Annotated in this window: 22 protein-coding genes and 4 pseudogenes; 7 read left to right on the top strand and 19 right to left on the bottom strand. The window is 37.3% G+C overall.

From position 1 onward, the window contains the following. Positions 1-170 precede the first annotated feature (170 nt). The 4 genes and pseudogenes from LG34_RS17475 to LG34_RS08775 form a co-directional block, all read left to right on the top strand. A pseudogene (locus tag LG34_RS17475) lies at positions 171-452 on the top strand (ParM/StbA family protein); the annotation flags it as partial. Beyond that, complete coding sequence (locus LG34_RS17120) at positions 429-650, top strand: MobA/MobL family protein (protein WP_431602607.1); 222 nt, start codon at positions 429-431, stop codon at positions 648-650. The pseudogene LG34_RS17475 and the gene LG34_RS17120, both read left to right, overlap by 24 nt. Positions 651-859: 209 nt before the next feature. Continuing rightward, positions 860-1,573: pseudogene (locus LG34_RS08780) on the top strand (IS3 family transposase); the annotation flags it as partial. A 44-nt stretch (positions 1,574-1,617) separates the two neighbouring features. Next, on the top strand, positions 1,618-2,109 hold the full coding sequence (locus LG34_RS08775) for a hypothetical protein (RefSeq protein ID WP_109215749.1): 492 nt from the start codon (positions 1,618-1,620) through the stop codon (positions 2,107-2,109). 66 nt (positions 2,110-2,175) lie between these two features. Here the strand turns inward: LG34_RS08775 and LG34_RS08770 are convergent, their stop codons facing one another. The 9 genes and pseudogenes from LG34_RS08770 to LG34_RS08735 form a co-directional block, all read right to left on the bottom strand. Then, complete coding sequence (locus tag LG34_RS08770; protein WP_021738136.1) at positions 2,176-2,331, bottom strand: rubredoxin; 156 nt, start codon at positions 2,329-2,331, stop codon at positions 2,176-2,178. Between the two features lie 90 nt (positions 2,332-2,421). Beyond that, on the bottom strand, positions 2,422-2,796 hold the full coding sequence (locus tag LG34_RS08765) for a desulfoferrodoxin family protein (protein WP_109215748.1): 375 nt from the start codon (positions 2,794-2,796) through the stop codon (positions 2,422-2,424). An 83-nt stretch (positions 2,797-2,879) separates the two neighbouring features. Continuing rightward, positions 2,880-3,551, bottom strand: coding sequence for a rubrerythrin (rbr, locus tag LG34_RS17345; protein WP_333491062.1), 672 nt, complete (start codon positions 3,549-3,551; stop codon positions 2,880-2,882). 57 nt (positions 3,552-3,608) lie between these two features. Beyond that, positions 3,609-4,046: pseudogene (locus tag LG34_RS17340) on the bottom strand (flavin reductase family protein); the annotation flags it as partial. Between the two features lie 7 nt (positions 4,047-4,053). After that, the gene (locus LG34_RS08755; RefSeq protein ID WP_109215746.1) at positions 4,054-4,461 is read right to left on the bottom strand and encodes a Fur family transcriptional regulator; all 408 of its coding nucleotides are present in this window, start codon (positions 4,459-4,461) and stop codon (positions 4,054-4,056) included. 128 nt (positions 4,462-4,589) lie between these two features. Beyond that, a complete protein-coding gene (yaaA, locus tag LG34_RS08750) occupies positions 4,590-5,339 on the bottom strand; it encodes a peroxide stress protein YaaA (RefSeq protein WP_109215745.1) in 750 nt (249 codons plus the stop codon). Then, positions 5,339-5,794, bottom strand: a complete 456-nt coding sequence (bcp, locus tag LG34_RS08745) for a thioredoxin-dependent thiol peroxidase (protein ID WP_021737556.1) — start codon at positions 5,792-5,794, stop codon at positions 5,339-5,341. The genes yaaA and bcp overlap by 1 nt, the downstream gene beginning before the upstream one ends. Before the next feature lie 3 nt (positions 5,795-5,797). Then, positions 5,798-6,007: a DUF6219 family protein gene (locus tag LG34_RS17105; RefSeq protein ID WP_109215744.1), complete on the bottom strand. Its 210-nt coding sequence runs from the start codon at positions 6,005-6,007 to the stop codon at positions 5,798-5,800. A 149-nt stretch (positions 6,008-6,156) separates the two neighbouring features. Continuing rightward, positions 6,157-6,345 (bottom strand): hypothetical protein, encoded by a 189-nt coding sequence (locus LG34_RS08735; RefSeq protein WP_109215743.1) that lies wholly within the window; start codon positions 6,343-6,345, stop codon positions 6,157-6,159. 90 nt (positions 6,346-6,435) lie between these two features. Between LG34_RS08735 and LG34_RS08730 the strand changes: the two genes are divergently transcribed. Beyond that, a complete protein-coding gene (locus tag LG34_RS08730) occupies positions 6,436-7,119 on the top strand; it encodes a Crp/Fnr family transcriptional regulator (protein ID WP_109215742.1) in 684 nt (227 codons plus the stop codon). Positions 7,120-7,240: 121 nt separating this feature from the next. Here LG34_RS08730 and LG34_RS08725 read toward each other — a convergent pair whose 3' ends face one another. The 10 genes and pseudogenes from LG34_RS08725 to LG34_RS08670 form a co-directional block, all read right to left on the bottom strand. Further along, complete coding sequence (locus tag LG34_RS08725) at positions 7,241-8,932, bottom strand: FAD-dependent oxidoreductase (protein WP_109215741.1); 1,692 nt, start codon at positions 8,930-8,932, stop codon at positions 7,241-7,243. Position 8,933: 1 nt separating this feature from the next. Then, the gene (locus LG34_RS08720) at positions 8,934-9,254 is read right to left on the bottom strand and encodes a rhodanese-like domain-containing protein (RefSeq protein ID WP_021737561.1); all 321 of its coding nucleotides are present in this window, start codon (positions 9,252-9,254) and stop codon (positions 8,934-8,936) included. Between the two features lie 12 nt (positions 9,255-9,266). Next, positions 9,267-9,572, bottom strand: a complete 306-nt coding sequence (gene trxA / locus LG34_RS08715) for a thioredoxin (protein WP_109215740.1) — start codon at positions 9,570-9,572, stop codon at positions 9,267-9,269. A 92-nt stretch (positions 9,573-9,664) separates the two neighbouring features. Further along, on the bottom strand, positions 9,665-9,895 hold the full coding sequence (locus tag LG34_RS17470) for a hypothetical protein (protein ID WP_431602606.1): 231 nt from the start codon (positions 9,893-9,895) through the stop codon (positions 9,665-9,667). Between the two features lie 403 nt (positions 9,896-10,298). Then, entirely contained in the window at positions 10,299-11,594 is a 1,296-nt protein-coding gene (ltrA, locus tag LG34_RS08705) for a group II intron reverse transcriptase/maturase (protein ID WP_109215739.1), read from the bottom strand. A gap of 493 nt (positions 11,595-12,087) precedes the next feature. Further along, on the bottom strand, positions 12,088-12,705 hold the full coding sequence (locus LG34_RS08695) for a nucleotidyltransferase domain-containing protein (protein WP_109215738.1): 618 nt from the start codon (positions 12,703-12,705) through the stop codon (positions 12,088-12,090). A 439-nt stretch (positions 12,706-13,144) separates the two neighbouring features. Then, a complete protein-coding gene (locus LG34_RS08685; RefSeq protein WP_109215765.1) occupies positions 13,145-13,579 on the bottom strand; it encodes a bacteriohemerythrin in 435 nt (144 codons plus the stop codon). A gap of 75 nt (positions 13,580-13,654) precedes the next feature. Beyond that, positions 13,655-13,819, bottom strand: a complete 165-nt coding sequence (gene rd, locus LG34_RS08680) for a rubredoxin (protein WP_022035254.1) — start codon at positions 13,817-13,819, stop codon at positions 13,655-13,657. Between the two features lie 254 nt (positions 13,820-14,073). Continuing rightward, a pseudogene (locus LG34_RS08675) lies at positions 14,074-14,553 on the bottom strand (heavy metal translocating P-type ATPase); the annotation flags it as partial. 113 nt (positions 14,554-14,666) lie between these two features. Next, the gene (locus tag LG34_RS08670) at positions 14,667-14,885 is read right to left on the bottom strand and encodes a cation transporter (protein ID WP_109215736.1); all 219 of its coding nucleotides are present in this window, start codon (positions 14,883-14,885) and stop codon (positions 14,667-14,669) included. Between the two features lie 99 nt (positions 14,886-14,984). On the opposite strand from LG34_RS08670, the gene LG34_RS17335 reads away from it, so the two are divergent. After that, the gene (locus tag LG34_RS17335; RefSeq protein ID WP_330427548.1) at positions 14,985-15,614 is read left to right on the top strand and encodes an ArsR/SmtB family transcription factor; all 630 of its coding nucleotides are present in this window, start codon (positions 14,985-14,987) and stop codon (positions 15,612-15,614) included. Between the two features lie 250 nt (positions 15,615-15,864). Continuing rightward, the gene (locus LG34_RS16540) at positions 15,865-16,455 is read left to right on the top strand and encodes an AraC family transcriptional regulator (protein WP_146190208.1); all 591 of its coding nucleotides are present in this window, start codon (positions 15,865-15,867) and stop codon (positions 16,453-16,455) included. The last annotated feature ends 39 nt before the right edge of the window (positions 16,456-16,494 follow it).

The raw sequence follows: 16,494 nt of genomic DNA, 5'->3' as shown, positions 1-16,494 counted from the left end.
GCTGCATTTAAAAATGCTACTTTTAAGAATCAAATTTGCCGGATACCCAATCACTATATTTTTCATTCACGTTATCTCCTCATAATTACTGTGGTAATTCTTTGCCAAAATGGAAATTCCATTTTACAACTTTCCAAACATTCACTCAATTCCAGCTCAATTTCCCCTCAATGCCTTTTTCCTCCGATTTTCGTATGCTTATCTCACAGCAAAGCAGTACCACACCGGTATGACCTGCTGAATCAATCAATACGAAAACGGAGGTATTTTTTATGTGAGAACTCAGAAACACAAAAATCATTGCTGTAGATTATGGCTACGGCAATATGAAAACAGCAAACACCGTCACGCCAACCGGAATCAAAGCCTATGAAACAGAACCAATCTTCACCGGAAATATTCTGGAATATAACGGCATTTACTACCGGATCGGCGAAGGACACAAAGAATTCAAAGTCGTCAGCCGTGGTTCCGGTCGGTCTGCTGTTGCTGCTTCCGCTTATATGAGCTGTAGCCGCATGTACAATGATTACGATGGCATTCAGCATGACTATACCAGAAAGCAGGGTCTGATCTATCAGAAAGTGATGCTTCCTCCAATGGCTCCATCCAAATGGATTGACCGGGAACAACTCTACACAGCATCATAATAAAAATCCCATTTATCGATATCAAACAAATGCTTGTGAATACTCTTTTTTGTCTTGATAATACTATATCCTAGTTTTCCATAAACAGGCTTTGGGGAATTACTTCTCATTGAATTGTAAATTTCATCAACAAAATAGTTGTAAACCTTTGGGCACTTTCTCGCCAAATAAAACTGTCTGAAATTACTCGTATATAAATGAGGCTCATTGAATTATTTACAGAGAATAAAGGTCGATATGGTTACAGACGAATTCACGCCCTACTTAAGCGTGAAAATATAATTGTCTCAGAAAAAGTTATTCGTAGGATTATGAAATAAGAACAACTTGTAGTAAAAATCAAACGAACTCGTAAATATAATTCCTATCAAGGTGAAATATCTCCAGCAGTAGATAATCTAATTAACAGAAATTTTTCTGCATTTAAACCTAACGAAAAGTGGTTAACAGATATAACCGAGTTTGCAATTCCGGCAGGAAAGGTTTACTTATCGCCTATAGTAGATTGTTTTGATGGCTTACTTGTCAATTGGAATATAAGCACTTCTCCAGATGCATTACTTGTCAATTCTATGCTTGACGATGCAGCTAAATTACTATCTGTAGGAGAAAAACCAATCATACATTCAGACAGAGGCGTACACTACCGCTGGCCAGGCTGGATTGACAGGATGGAGAAAAATGGTTTCATACGATCAATGTCAAAGAAAGGCTGTTCACCTGATAATTCTGCCTGTGAGGGCGTATTTGGAAGAATTAAAAATGAGATGTTCTATAATGCAGATTGGTCTGGGGTAAACATCTCAGAATTTATTGGTATTTTAAATGATTATCTTTATTGGTATAATGAAAAAAGAATAAAAAAATCATTAGGATATTTGAGTCCTATAGAGTACAGACATAGACTTGGATTGGTCACTTAGATAGTCCAAGAAAATGTCCGCACCCTCCCGTCAATTTAAAACAGTTGGCAAATACGATCATCTATCTGCAAAAGCATGACATAGATAACAAAACTTCCCTTGAATCAGCTTATGCTGCTTCCTACATGCAACAACAAAAAGCACAGGATCAGGTCACGAATCTATCCTTACAACTAAAAGATTTGAACCAGCAAATTCATTATACCGGGCAGTATCTGAGCAATAAAAAGACATATACGGCATTTTTTAATTCCAAAAACAAAGGACTTTATCGAAAAAATCATGCCTCAGAAATTCAGGCATATGAGACCGCCAGAGATTGGTTAAAACAGAATTTATCAGAGGAAACCATACCTTCCCTTAAGAAATTATATGAAAAAAAATCCAGTCTACATCTCTCTCTGAATGCCTACAAAGATGTTCTCTCTGATTGTAAAAGCCAGGTACATGAACTGGATGTTGTCCGACAAAATGTAGATTCTATTCTAAATCATCAGACGCCAGAATATTTCAAAACATCTGAACAAGTTTTATAATCAACTAAGGCAGAAAGCCAATGGCTCTCTGCCTGCATGATATTATTCAGCTATTAACTCTATCCCTTATGCTTCTGAGAACTGGTCTTTTCCTACAAAGCATAACGGACATTCAAAATCTTCCGGAACATCCTCCCACTTTGTACCAGGTGCAATACCACCTTCTGGATAGCCCTTCTCCTCATCGTATTCCCATCCGCAAACATCACATACGTATTTCATTCATTGTTCCTCCTTGTAAATATATTAATACACAGCCTATATTACTGTTATATTTGTGTTGTTCTGTAACCTTAATATGTATAAATGCTTTTAGCATTTCCATAATCCATGCAGGTTACAATATGCATATACTTCTTCTATCTGTTCACCATCGCAAAGACAAAAATCTGCTACCGGCTCCTGCCCTGGATTTAACTGTTTTCTGTATATTCCCTGGTTTGTATTTAATGTAATCCACTCAATGAAATGCTCTTCAAGCATTGGATGTTTTGTCTCTCCGACCACTACATGAACATGACTGCCTTCTATCGTATATACAGGTACATGCTTCTCGACAGCAGCATCTGTCACTCCAGCTTTTAATTCCTGCATAGGTTCTCCGCAACAAATTACAGGTACACCCTTATCCTTTACCTTTTCAACAATGTTTCCACAATGCTTACAAATATAATACCTTACTTCCATGCCTTTTTCTCCTTCCATGTGTAAAATTTATAATTCAATTTTTTTGAATTAATCACTTTCTTCTTTGTAATAATCTCATCTCCTTAATAATTCTCTTCATGTACTTCAAAATAGCTCTGTGGATGATTACATACCGGACATACTTCAGGCGCCTTAGTTCCTACCACAATATGTCCGCAGTTACGGCATTCCCATACCTTAACTTCGCTCTTTTCAAATACCTGTGAAGTTTCAATATTCTTAAGAAGTGCACGATATCTTTCCTCATGGTGCTTCTCAATCTCACCTACTGCCCTGAATTTTGCTGCAAGCTCAGGGAATCCTTCTTCCTCAGCTGTTTTAGCAAAGCCATCATACATATCTGTCCACTCATAATTTTCGCCTTCTGCCGCTGCCGCCAGGTTTTCCTTTGTATCACCAATTCCTGCTAATTCCTTGAACCACATCTTTGCATGTTCTTTCTCATTATCTGCAGTCTTTAAAAACAATGCTGACATCTGCTCGTAACCTTCCTTTTTCGCTACAGAAGCAAAATAGGTATACTTATTTCTTGCCTGTGATTCCCCTGCAAATGCCTCCTGTAAATTCTTCTCTGTCTGTGTTCCTGCATATTTGTTTGCTGCCATCTCTTTTACCTTCGTTTTCTTTACTACTTTTTCAAAATCTGATGCCGGGTGCTTGCACAAAGGACATATAAAGTCATCTGGTAATTCCTCGCCTACATATTCATATCCGCAAATTCTGCAACGCCATATTGTCTGACTGTCCTCTGTTTTTCCAACCTCCTGTGGCTTAGGCTTAATATTATTCTGATAATAATCATATGTTACTGAAGGAACATTGCTTAAAACTTCCATATCGGTTATCTCACCGATAAACATCGTATGTGAACCCAAGTCCTCTGTTTTAGTAACTGTTACAGAAATGTATGCATTTGTACCTTCTGTAATATAATAAATACCATTTGTGCCCCTGGCACACTGCTCAAATGCTTCAAATTTATTGGTATCTCTTCCTGATTGGAAGCCAAAATGTTTGAACAATTCAAATTGTGCCTTCTGACTTAAGACTGATACAGTAAATTTTCCGGTTCTTTGAATCATATCATGCGTATAATTTGCCTTATTTACACAGATACTTAACTGGTTTGGTTCCGAAGCTGCCTGAATGGCTGTATTAATGATGCATCCGTTATCTTTTTCTGCTTCTTTAGCGGTCAATATAAACAGTCCATAACTCAACTTATACATCGCTTTTCTATCCATGCTGTTCCTCCTTTACCTTCTCCCTGCATTTCGGGCAAATGCCTTTAAATGAAATATCATAATCCAAAAATTCAATTCCATGAGTGTTATGAATTCTTTCCAGCAAATCCGGTATTTGATCCATATCCACATCAAAAACTTCACCGCACTTTATACATCTTACATGGTAATGATTTTTCAATGTAAAATCAAATCGGTTCGGTCCATCCGGAACTTCAACCTTTCTTAATGCACCTTCCTCTACCAATATATCAAGATTTCTATATACAGTTCCTTTTCCAATTGTTGGATATGCTTCTTTTATAAATTCATACACTTTATTTGCCGTAACGTGTCTTCTCATTTCGTATACGGTATTTCTTACAAGATTTTTTTGAATGGTATTTCTCCTACTTGTCATTAGTCCTCCTTATTAGGATTAGTTCTTATTAAGGATTATATACCACTATCCTCCTGTCGTCAATAAAAATAGTAATTATTATTATTATTACAAAAAGCTGCCAAACTGAGCATTTTTTACCTGAATAACTATTTTATTTTGCGTTCAAATACATATTCTGAATCTGAAGATAAATCAGACCTAAACGAATATCCGAGTCTGTCAAATTTCTGAATCTCCACCGGGTTTTCAATATTATTTTCCGCTATGAATCTGACCATTTCACCACGAGCCATCTTGGCATAGGTACCTTTTGTTACCAATTTATCTCCGGATAACTCACAAAATACAATCGTAATATATCTGTCCTGTGGTTTCAGATACTTTTCTATACATTTTGAGTATTCTTTTGATGCAAGATTAATGATAATCCTACTGTCATCGATTACTGAGCGGTATAACAATTCTCCCCAGTACTCATACAGATTTTTTGCATCTCCAATTCCAACCTTTGCCTGCATTTCAAGACGATAAGGAGTCACACCATCCATTGGTTTTAAAATGCCATAAAACGCAGACAAGATTCTTAAATGATTTTGCAAATACTCAAACTGCTGGATTTCAAACACAGATGGTGCCATATATTGAAATGCAATCCCTTCATATGCTAAAACAGCCGGAGTAAGCCTGTTATAAAGATCCATATTTTCCAATCTGTTAAAGTTCTGCTCTGCAATCTTGTCATTACATTTCCAGATAGCTTTCAGTTCTTCTTTTGATTTGCTTTTCATCCAGTTTAATACTTCTGCTGTCTTATCAATATAGACAGGCAGTTCAACCGTTGCTAAGTTATCGGTATCTACAATCATCTTTTTTGCAGGTGATAAAATAATCTTCATTATGCCAATTCCTTAAGCATATTTTCAGGATCATCTGCCGCCTTGACTTTATCATTTGCCTTTATAATGATTCCCTGCTCATCAATAAGATATGTAGTTCTTACTACACCCATAGATACTTTTCCATAATTTTTCTTTTCTTTCCAGACATCATATGCTTCAATAACTTTACGTTCCGGATCTGCTAATAGCGTAAATGCCAGTCCGTATTTTTCTTCAAATCTCTTGTGAGACGCTACAGAGTCCTTGCTTACTCCAAGAATAACAGCTCCCTTCTCAGTAAACTGTGGATAACGCTCAGAAAAGCCACATGCCTGCTTCGTACATCCTGGTGTATTATCCTTTGGATAAAAATATAAGATCACTTTTTTTCCTGCATAATCGCTTAATTTATGCATTTCTCCATTCTGATCCGGCAATTCAAAGTCTGGCGCTTTTTTTCCTAACTCTAACATTTACTATTCCTCCGCATTTGTATTTTCCACCTGTTTTCTTGTTCTTTTATTACCTGAAATCATTTTATGTCCCGTATACATAGACATGATCATACATATAAGAGTGCTACACGCAAAATACCTATGACCTGATTTGGATCCTTTATATCCAGTATAAAAAGTTCCAATCATAGTAATTAACGCTCCGATTGACCAATACTTATGTGCTTTCATTTTATACCTCCAAATTGATTAAGCTGTTTCCAAAATAAATATCTCTGGATCATTAACAATATTATACATTCTATCCATCACTTTCGACAAGCAGAGAAAGAAAAATAATCAATCCAAATACAAAAGGATGTATCACGATAATTCTTGCATTACCTTGACGCATCCTTTCCACACAAATGATTACAGTAAAATTTATTTCCACTGAATACTGCTATTCCTAACGGCAACTGGAAATCAATCATCCCAAACCAGGCGAACAAAATATTAAAAAAACCAAGAGCAAAATAAATGATCGCCCATATCCATAAATAATCATACCATTGTTTCTTTTTCTTCACACCGCTACCCTCTCTTTCATTTCAATACAGTTTTCATTTATGATATATGTCAATTATTCGATTGACGCATCTTAAAAAAGCAAGTATACTATGTTCGCAAAGGAGATAACAGTTATGAGCTTCGAAAATTATTTTCCACTATGGAATAACTTAAATACAGCACATAAAAAACTAATTTCAGACAATTTGATCACACAGCATGTGAAAAAAGGAACAATCATTTACAACGGGAACATGGATTGTACCGGATTATTACTGGTTAAATCCGGGCAGCTTCGAACTTATATATTATCAGATGAAGGACGGGAGATTACACTTTACCGTCTGTTCAATATGGATATGTGTCTTTTATCCGCCTCATGTATCATACGGTCCATTCAATTTGAAGTAACCATTGAGGCAGAAAAAGATACTGATCTTTGGATCATCCCTGCTGAAATCTATAAGGGCATCATGAAGGATTCTGCTCCTGTCGCAAACTATACCAATGAATTAATGGCTACCCGTTTTTCTGATGTCATGTGGCTGATTGAACAAATCATGTGGAAGAGTTTGGATAAGCGTGTTGCTTCATTTCTTTTAGAAGAGACCTCTATCGAAGAAACAAATGAATTGAAAATCACTCACGAAACTATCGCCAACCATCTTGGTTCCCACAGGGAAGTTATCACTCGAATGCTTCGATACTTTCAAGGCGAGGGGCTCGTCAAACTCTCCCGCGGCAAAATCACAATCCTTGATTCAAAAAGACTGGAAACACTCCAAAGGTCATAAAACTGTTTTTCTGTAACATATAAAGAAGAATCCTCCATTTATCAGAATTATGAAAGTCATTCTAATAAATGGAGGATCTTTTTATGCTATAAGAAAATTATAAAAATATCGTGATTATTTTTTAATAATCCATACCACATGCATATGCCCTTTCAATCCGCGCACGGTCATTGACCACTGCATCATAGAAGCGAAATCCGCCAGAGAAATTATACGTTTCATAACCGTTTCCTTCCAGAATACAGCTCGCAATATAACTGCGCAGACCACTCTGGCATATCAGATACACAGGCTTTCCTTTCTCAATTTCACTAATTCGTTCTCTCAGTTCATCTACAGGTATGTTTTTGAATCCATCAATATGCCCCCTGCTGAATTCACCTACAGTTCTCACATCTAGCAACACCACATCTTTATCTTTAGAAATCTTGTCCATATCTTCCAAATGCCATTGCTTTAATGTCCCTTTTGCAATATTGTCTATCATAAATCCAGCCATGTTTACCGGATCCTTGGCAGAAGAATAAGGTGGTGCATATGCCAGATCCAGATCTTTCAACTGGGTTGCATTCAGCCCCGCATGAATTGCTGTTGCCAGCACATCAATACGTTTATCAACTCCTTCATATCCAATAATCTGAGCGCCAAGCAAACGATAGCTCTCTTTTTCAAAAACCACCTTTATGGTCATCACTTTTCCACCAGGATAGTAACCGGCATGACTCATAGGAGAAAGAATTACTGTATCTACCTCTAATCCTGACTTTTTGGCATTGGTTTCATTGATACCTGTAGTGGCTGCTGTCATATCAAACACTTTTATAACGGAGCTTCCCTGACTGCCCAGGTAACGACTATCACCGCCACAAATATTATCAGCGATGATTCTGCCCTGTTTATTGGCTGGTCCTGCCAAAGAAATCAGCGCATCATTACCCGTAACATAATGTTTTACCTGAACTGCATCCCCTGCAGCATAAATATCCGGTACAGAGGTTTCCATTCTGTCATTCACTACAATACTTTCCTTGATGCCAAGTTCCAGACCGGCTTCTTTTGCTAATACTGTGTCTGGTGTGACTCCGATTGCCAGAACTACCATATCAGCCTGAAGGTATGGATTATCTTTCAACAGAACCTCCACTCCGTTGTCTTTTCCTTTAAATCCTTCTACTGTATAGCCCAGTACCAGTTTTATCCCATGCTTTCTCATTTCATTATGAATCATGGATGCCATATCCGGGTCAAAAGGGTTCATCAGCTGCTTAGACCGCTGGACAATCGTAACATCCATGCCAAGCTCCCTCAAATTTTCTGCCAGTTCCAGACCAATAAAACCGCCACCTGCCAATACAGCCGATTTTGGATGGTTCTTATTTATATATTCCTTTATCCGAAAAGTGTCTTCTACAGTACGAAGTGTAAAAAGTTTATCAATACCTACTCCGGGAAGTCTCGGCTGTGTTGGCTTTGCACCTGGAGAAAGAATCAACTTATCATAGTTTTCTTCAAATATCTCATCATTCTCCAAATTTTTCACTGAAACAATTTTACGATCCGGATGTATGGAGATAACTTCATGATGAATTTTCATGTTAATACGAAAGCGTTTAAAAAAACTCTCTGGTGTCTGTAGTGTAAGTTCTTCCGGGTCTGTGATCACGTCTCCAATATAATATGGAAGCCCACAATTCGCATAGGATATGTATCCGGATCTTTCAAACACAGTAATTTCTGCATGTTCATCCAGTCTGCGTATTCTTGCTGCGGCTGTAGCTCCTCCTGCTACACCTCCTACGATTATTACCTTCATCTTATTTTTCCACCTTTCCTGAGTAAGCTGCAATGCCACCGATATTATTTACTTTAGAATATCCCATTCGTTGCAACATCCCAGTTGCCTGACGGCTCCGAGAACCGGAATAACAGTATACAAACAGAGGGATATCCTTATTCTTCGCTACAGAAACAATATTGTCTAGTTGCTGCAACGGCACATTTTTACTTTCTGGTATATGTCCTTCCTGATATTCCTGCGGAGTACGGACATCCAGAAGAACTGCACCAGCAGTCCTTTTATATTCTTCTATGCCTTGATTAATATTCGACTGTTTAAAGAAATCAAAAAATCCCATTAGCACACCTCCCTAAAGCATTTCTAAAATCGCATTCTTAGGTCTCGCCCCTGAAACCTGCTGTACAATCTTCCCATTCTTCATAACCACTAAAGTCGGAATGCTCATAATACTGAACTTATTTGCCAGTTCAGGCTCTTCATCTACATTAATCTTTCCAACTTTAATATCCCCACGCTCACCTGCAATCTCCTCTACAATAGGTGCTACTATACGGCAAGGCGCACACCAAGATGCCCAAAAATCTAAAAGAACGGTTTTATCGGAATTCAGTACTTCGTTCTGAAAATTATTTTTATTGATATTAATAGCAGACATTTTACAGTCCTCCTTATCTTTTTCTTTTTGTAGCTTTATTTTAGTCTTTATTTCATTTGTTTTCCGTGATTACATCACCATACCACATTAAATTAACTTCTTGCCATACCATCTACACTTAATATAACAGTCATTGCTATCGTAAATGTCATTTCACACAGATATATAAGTGTCTGTGCCCAGTCAGCATAACTTCCTGTAAATGCCGAAAGTCCTGCATTGATAAATGCATTACATACCACAATCGCAAGTGCCATCGTTACTGCCTCAAACACACATGACAGGAAATATTTGCAGTAGGTAGCCATTGTATGGCTGACCATTCTGTTTCCTGCCATCGTGGAACAGGCAATCGCACCGAGCGGCACAATAATCAGAATCTTTAAGAACCTGAAATACAATACACTGTGTAGATGATAAAGAATCCACAGATAATAATGATGATTGCAAGCAAAGCTGTAAGTATCAGCATTACTAAACTTTCACCAAATCCAATGCCTGTTGTAATGATTAAATCGGGCTTTTCCCGATGTGTTTAGCTGTTACCACCTCCTTTCAAGGCGCAAAAAAAGCACCTTAACCTTATTGGCTAAAGTGCTTGTATTAGTTTGATATTAAATTGTTGTGAGTCAGCCAGTCGAGTAGACTAAGACCTCTCAATCTTAGCCCCTCACAGATCCGTACGTGCGGCTTTCCCGCATACGGCTCCTCATAGTAACATTCGCTTCAATATAAACAATAGTACGTTTTAGGTTTTGCTAACGGGTAATACTTGAGCATTTCCACAAATCCATTCCATGTGTATGCCCGTCTACAACCTCTCCGATTCATGGCTTTGAATAGAAACTGTTGTACTCTATGCAGGAATGTTGTTATCTTCCGAAAATTCCATGTAACACCATAATACCGATAGTGTCCAATTAGTTTTACATTCAACTCTTTAATTATTTCTCGCATTGGTCGATTTCGATTATCGTAAATCCAGTTCTTGTATGCTCTAACCTTTTGCTCAAACTTCTTTCTTGAAGTCTGTACCTTTGGCACGAAACCTCCCTTTCGAGTTTTGCTACAGTAGAAGGTAAATCCCAGAAAATCAAATGTTTCAGGCTTACATTCTCCTCTTGCTCTACGATTCTGCTCTGCAAATCTCCCAAATTCAATCAGTCTGCTTTTACTACTTTCCAGCTCCAGTCCAAACTTTTCCATTCGTTCCTTTAATTCTTTATAGTATCTTTCAGCTTCTGACTTATATTGAAATCCTGCAACAAAATCATCCGCAAAGTTGACGAGAAAACACTCTCCCTGCATTTCCCTTTGCACCACCAGCTTAAACCACAGCGTCAGCACATGATGCATGTATATATTTGCAAGCATCGGACTCATTACTGAGCCTTGTGCCGAACCTTCCTCTGTTGGCTCGAATTTTCCTTGCTCCATTATTCCTGCTTTAAGGTATTTACGTATTAGCCACAATAAGTTCCTATCCTGTATATTCCATTCAAGGAACTTCATCATCCAATCATGGTCGATATGGTCAAAGAAACCTTTGATATCGGCATCTACGATATAGCTGATTTTTCCATAGCTTATCCGTTGGTATACTTCTTTTATTGCTTCGTGACACCCCCTATTCGGTCTGAATCCATACATGCAGTTTAGGAATCTCGGTTCATAAATAGCTCCCAGTATTTTCTTCACTGCCATTTGTACAATCTTATCTTCATAGGAAGCAATCCCTAATGGTCGTTTCTTTCCATTTCCTTTAGGTATATATACCCTCAGTGACGGAAGTGGCTTAAAGGATTTGTTTTTCAACCTCTGTACCAGTTCCTTGATATTTCTATCAAGGTTCTTCCCATACTCATCCTTAGTTACCTTGTCAATTCCGACTGCTTTGTTCCCATCTAATTCCTTATGGCATTGCTTTAGCATATCTTCATTTATCAAGTGGTACACTGATGTAAATATAGGATGTTTTGATGTTGCCGATATCTCAGCTATTCTTACTAATTTCGTTGCCATTATTTCCTCCGTCCCTGAGTACGGATAATGTGTCCTCAGTAAGACCTTTACTATGCAATCCCCTTCCCTCCATCGGCATTGCCCGATTTCTACAGTACTATGGGATTGTCCGACCACCTACCATTCATTTGAAATCCTCCGTTTTCAGTTGCAACTTCATACTCTTCTTCGAGAAATGGCAGGTTCTCCCCAGTTGATGTGTATTCACAATGTAAAACATGATTGGTTCTCTGACTCCGCAGTGCCACATAATACTCGCCATATCGCATTACATGATATTGTCTTCCGCACCAGTTAAGACGTCGACCGACTGAAGTTAACGTTTCGAAGCTCAATCACTATTTAACCCTGCTTTCTTGCTGTCTACGCTTGTCAGATGCCGTTACCGGCATCATCCCAAGACTCGCTATTATCTGGTTGGCTAAACCTTGGATAAACCGGAATCCCACCGGCTTGACTACACACCCTTAGCTGGGCGCACAACTGGAATTTATTAAGTAGTACCATTAGCATTTTTTATATATGCAATCCAGTCTTCCAAGCTATTTATACTGAAATTATCAAGTGCATTTTTGTAGCAAACAAAAGCACTGGGATGGTTTTTCTCCATCCATTTCAATGCCTTTTTCGGTCCCAAATAAGTATGCTGCTTGATATCACAAAATATCTCCAAACTGTCAATCAACACCCAATGCCACCGAAACATCCCTTCAGCATCGTATCGTTTTACTCGTGCAAGCATCTTGATGCACCAATCGACATTTACATCTATTTCTGCTTTTGTTTTTTGGGGACGGTTTTGTAGATACGAACGCACCTTCATTTGGAGTGTTTTTCCTCGTTCCTCGTTATCCACAATAATCATTCCATCAAAAATTTGGATGAAATTATTGCAATCAAATTCTCCATCAAAATAAGAAGCAGGATACACGAAAACATCCAACTGAATGTCGTTAACAAAAGATGTGTCATGGAATTGTTCATGGTCATAAGAAATAACCAATGCGTCAAAATCACTGTTCAGATTGTTTGTTCCGTTCGCATATGAGCCATAAAGGATAATGGAAAGAGGGTTATATTTTTGCTTAATATATTCAATAATCTTCTCCAACAAAATCACCTCATTTAAATACCGATTTTAATGTCTCTATTATACCATAATGATACTATTATAAAAAAGGAAAAAGAGCTCCTTCGAGCTCTTTTGGGTCAGTTCTGCAAACTGGAATTTGGTTGTTAAAGATTTGCAAAATATTTTTCTAATGAATCCACAAACTCACCAATATGAATTCCATCTACAAATGAGTAATACACCTGTACATATATTGGCAAGTTTTTACCTGAATTTCTTTTGGAAATATGTGTATATGTTATCCACAACATAGGGTAACAATGGGAAACTATCATTTCATAGTAATACTGTGAAATAAATAGGTTTCCTGTTCATTTGTAACTTTCTTAGTGTCGACACAGTATTCTCAAAGTTTATTCATCATAAGAACATTCACCACTTTGTCTAAATTCTGATAAAACGCATTTACTGATTTATTTTATAACAGGTCAGGATTTTCTCTTATAAAAATAAATTCCGCTACAGAGCGGTCATTTGTTTTAATGTGTCCAAACAACCAGTCAATCACATTTTTCTGTACAAGTTCACTGAACTGATCCGTTGGTCCTTCATAATCATTAAGGTATTCATACAGTACCTGAATTGTCTTTTTAAACTCTTCATGTTTTTCGTGATGCGTTTCACGCCCTGGATAACCAACGTTTTCCTGAAGCTTTTCCTCTTCTTTGAAATGAAAGTTAGTATACTCATCCAGATAATCCAGCATTTTGATTGCTTTTACCTTGCTGTCGCCATTTTGACAGGCAGTTAAAAAGTTTTGGATACGGTCAATCAATTCTTTATGCTGGGTATCGATAGTTTTATTTCCTGTAATTAAATTATCATCAAAGGTAATATTTAAATCGTAAGTCATAATCTGGTCTCCATTTCTTTTATATATTCTCTTGGAATTATTTGTATCTATCAGTTTCATATTAGCATTATCTGCTTAGTCTTCTACAGGAACAAAAACATCTTTTCCCAATCCACAGAGTGGACATACCCAGTCATCTGGAATATCTTCAAATGCAGTTCCTGGAGCAATACCTCCGTCTGGATCTCCTACTGCCGGATCATAAATATAACCACATGGTCCACATTCATATTTTTTCATAGTCATTTTCTCCTTTTCCTGTTGATTTATTTTTGTTACTAGATTTCCACCGTATTTTTCAGTGTTTTGTCTCTTTGTTTTCTACATCATTATACATAATAATTTCACTATTTTCAATAACAGTAATTGTTAATATTTTATGTTTTCAGATCTATTCTTGTCTGCATCAACTATTACGCAACAAGTAGATTCTACACGATTTCTGAAAACATAGCAGTGCATTGTTCTTTCTCATGCAGCATCATTTATTACCATATATCACTGATATTACGACGGCTCTTTCCAACCGCATACCGCTGAAACCATTCTCCTACCTGATAAAACAGCATAACTGCGATTGCTTCCAGATATTCACCATTTTCATAAACAGCTAATGATAACGCACCTACTGTGGCTACTGCCATCAGAAAGTTTTCATCAAATACCTGTCCGTTTTTGATGCCTTTTAATGCTTTTTGTATAATATCGTAGCCAATGATAGCATAATCAATCAGATAACAGAGCAACCGTATCCACCGCCCTGCAGACGGGAATAAGAATTGATCTAATTTATTAAAAGTTTCAGCTGATAAAGACTGCAATACCAGCAATATTACCGTGGCTGCCAGTATCCGCACCAGCATGATCTTTTGCTTTTTTGTCATTCCGAAATTTTGTTTATTTCCAATTATGAGAAAAATAATTGCCATAAGAATGACAGCTAAAAATAATATGTTAAAAATAACACTGTCCATTTCTATCTCCTTTCAATTATTGCTTAATAGTTTAATGTTTATTATGAAAAATCACCCTCGAAACTGTCCAGGCTTTTCAAGGGTGCTTTTCCAGTTACTTGGTCAGCTAAAAATTAAAGAGCAATCTCACAATCCGGTTCTACCTTCTTGCAAGCCTTTAAAACATCTTTCATAACGGTTCTCGGCTCTTTTTCTTCCTCAAACTCCACAATCATCTTCTGTGTCATAAAGTTTACGGTTGCTGCTAAAACACCATCTGTCTTACGTGATGCATTCTCCATCAGATTTGCACAGTTTGCACAGTCCACTTCAATTTTGTACGTTTTTTTCATGATTAAAATCCCCTTTTATTTTTATGAATGATTAAGCACTTGTTTAATCATTTTGAGTTTATTATACTGCTATTTTTCTCTCCGTCAACAGAAATTACAGTGTTCGTTCCATTTGGGATAAATGCTATTCCATTTGGGCTGAAAGCCATTCCATTTGGTACAAAAAAAGTTCAAACTATCTTGAAAAGTGAGTTTCCGTTTGGGATAAATTCATTTCTATTCAGGTTGTACAATTTGATTTCCATGCGTTATACTAGAGGAAAGATTTCACTACAAACACCTATGTCTGCTGCTGCAGACATTATCATAATCGAAAAAGAGGTAGAACATATGACACAAATTACATTGCCACATAATCATGGCGAATCAGCTGATGAGCTGTTTTCTCTGCTTCCTGCTCCACAGGAATTTCAGACATCCGCAGAACTATTCGGATTACTCAGTGATGAAAGCAGACTGCGTATTTTTTGGATTTTATGTCACTATGAAGAATGCGTAATCAACCTATCTTCCCTTGTTGGTATGAGCAGTCCTGCTGTATCTCATCATCTAAGACAATTAAAAACCCGACGGCTGATTGTCAGCCATCGGAGTGGAAAGGAAGTCTATTATAAAGCTGCTGATACCCCACAGGTTCACACTCTGCATAGCTGCCTTGAAAGATTAATTTCCTTATCCGATTCCACAGAGCATCAAACGGAGGTATCAAATGACACGGAAACACGATAAAAATACGGAAGATATTTTGAAAGATATTCCAAATGGAAAAATCATCATAAACCGCCATAACAGTACACATGAAAACGCTATTTTCAATAAGGATTTTCGCTATTGCTCCGATGGAAGGGGACTAGTAGATACCTATTCTGTTTTTCCCTGAATTGAACTTTCTTTTAATTATTACTATGCAAATTGTTTTGAATTTCAGCATAGACCTGTCCACTCTGCTATGTAGATCAATCACTGCCGAAGTGGAAGAATGGGCTGGAAAATGCAGGATCAATCCACAATATATTTGGGCCCCGGAGATTTATCTCTCCACACACTACATTCATGTGCGGATTCTGCCATGAACCTGCCATTAGGATATTATCAAGGTGTATCCGTCTTCATTGATTTGGATGCGCTAACTACTACACCACCAGACATTCTTTCTGAAGCAGGCATCAACGGAAATAACCTCTACGCAAAATTTTGTGAACAAGAGGGGCATACTGCTATGCCAGCCAGCGAGAAAATCGAACATATTTTTTCAGAATTATATGATTTGCCAGAAAGAATGTACTTATCTTATTTCAAATTAAAAGTTCAAGAGTTGCTGTTGTTTTTAGATATGCTGGATTTAGAAAATACAAAAAGATTGAACCAGTATGTTTCCGGACAGGTGGAAACTATCAAAGAAATTCACAGTCTGATGACATCCGATCTAAAACGCCACTATACTATTGAAAAGTTGTCAAAACAGTACCTGATGAACACCACTACTTTGAAATCCGTTTTCAAAGCAGTCTATGGAATGCCCATCGCTTCTTACATGAAAGAATACCGTATGAATTTGGCGAGACTGTAATTAATTCTGTGTAAACTCTAAAAGAGCTATATACCCTCT

This window comes from Eubacterium ramulus (assembly GCF_003122485.1).
Taxonomy (GTDB): Bacteria; Bacillota; Clostridia; order Lachnospirales; family Lachnospiraceae; genus Eubacterium_I; species Eubacterium_I ramulus_A.
This window is presented reverse-complemented; position numbering and strand designations above follow the sequence as displayed.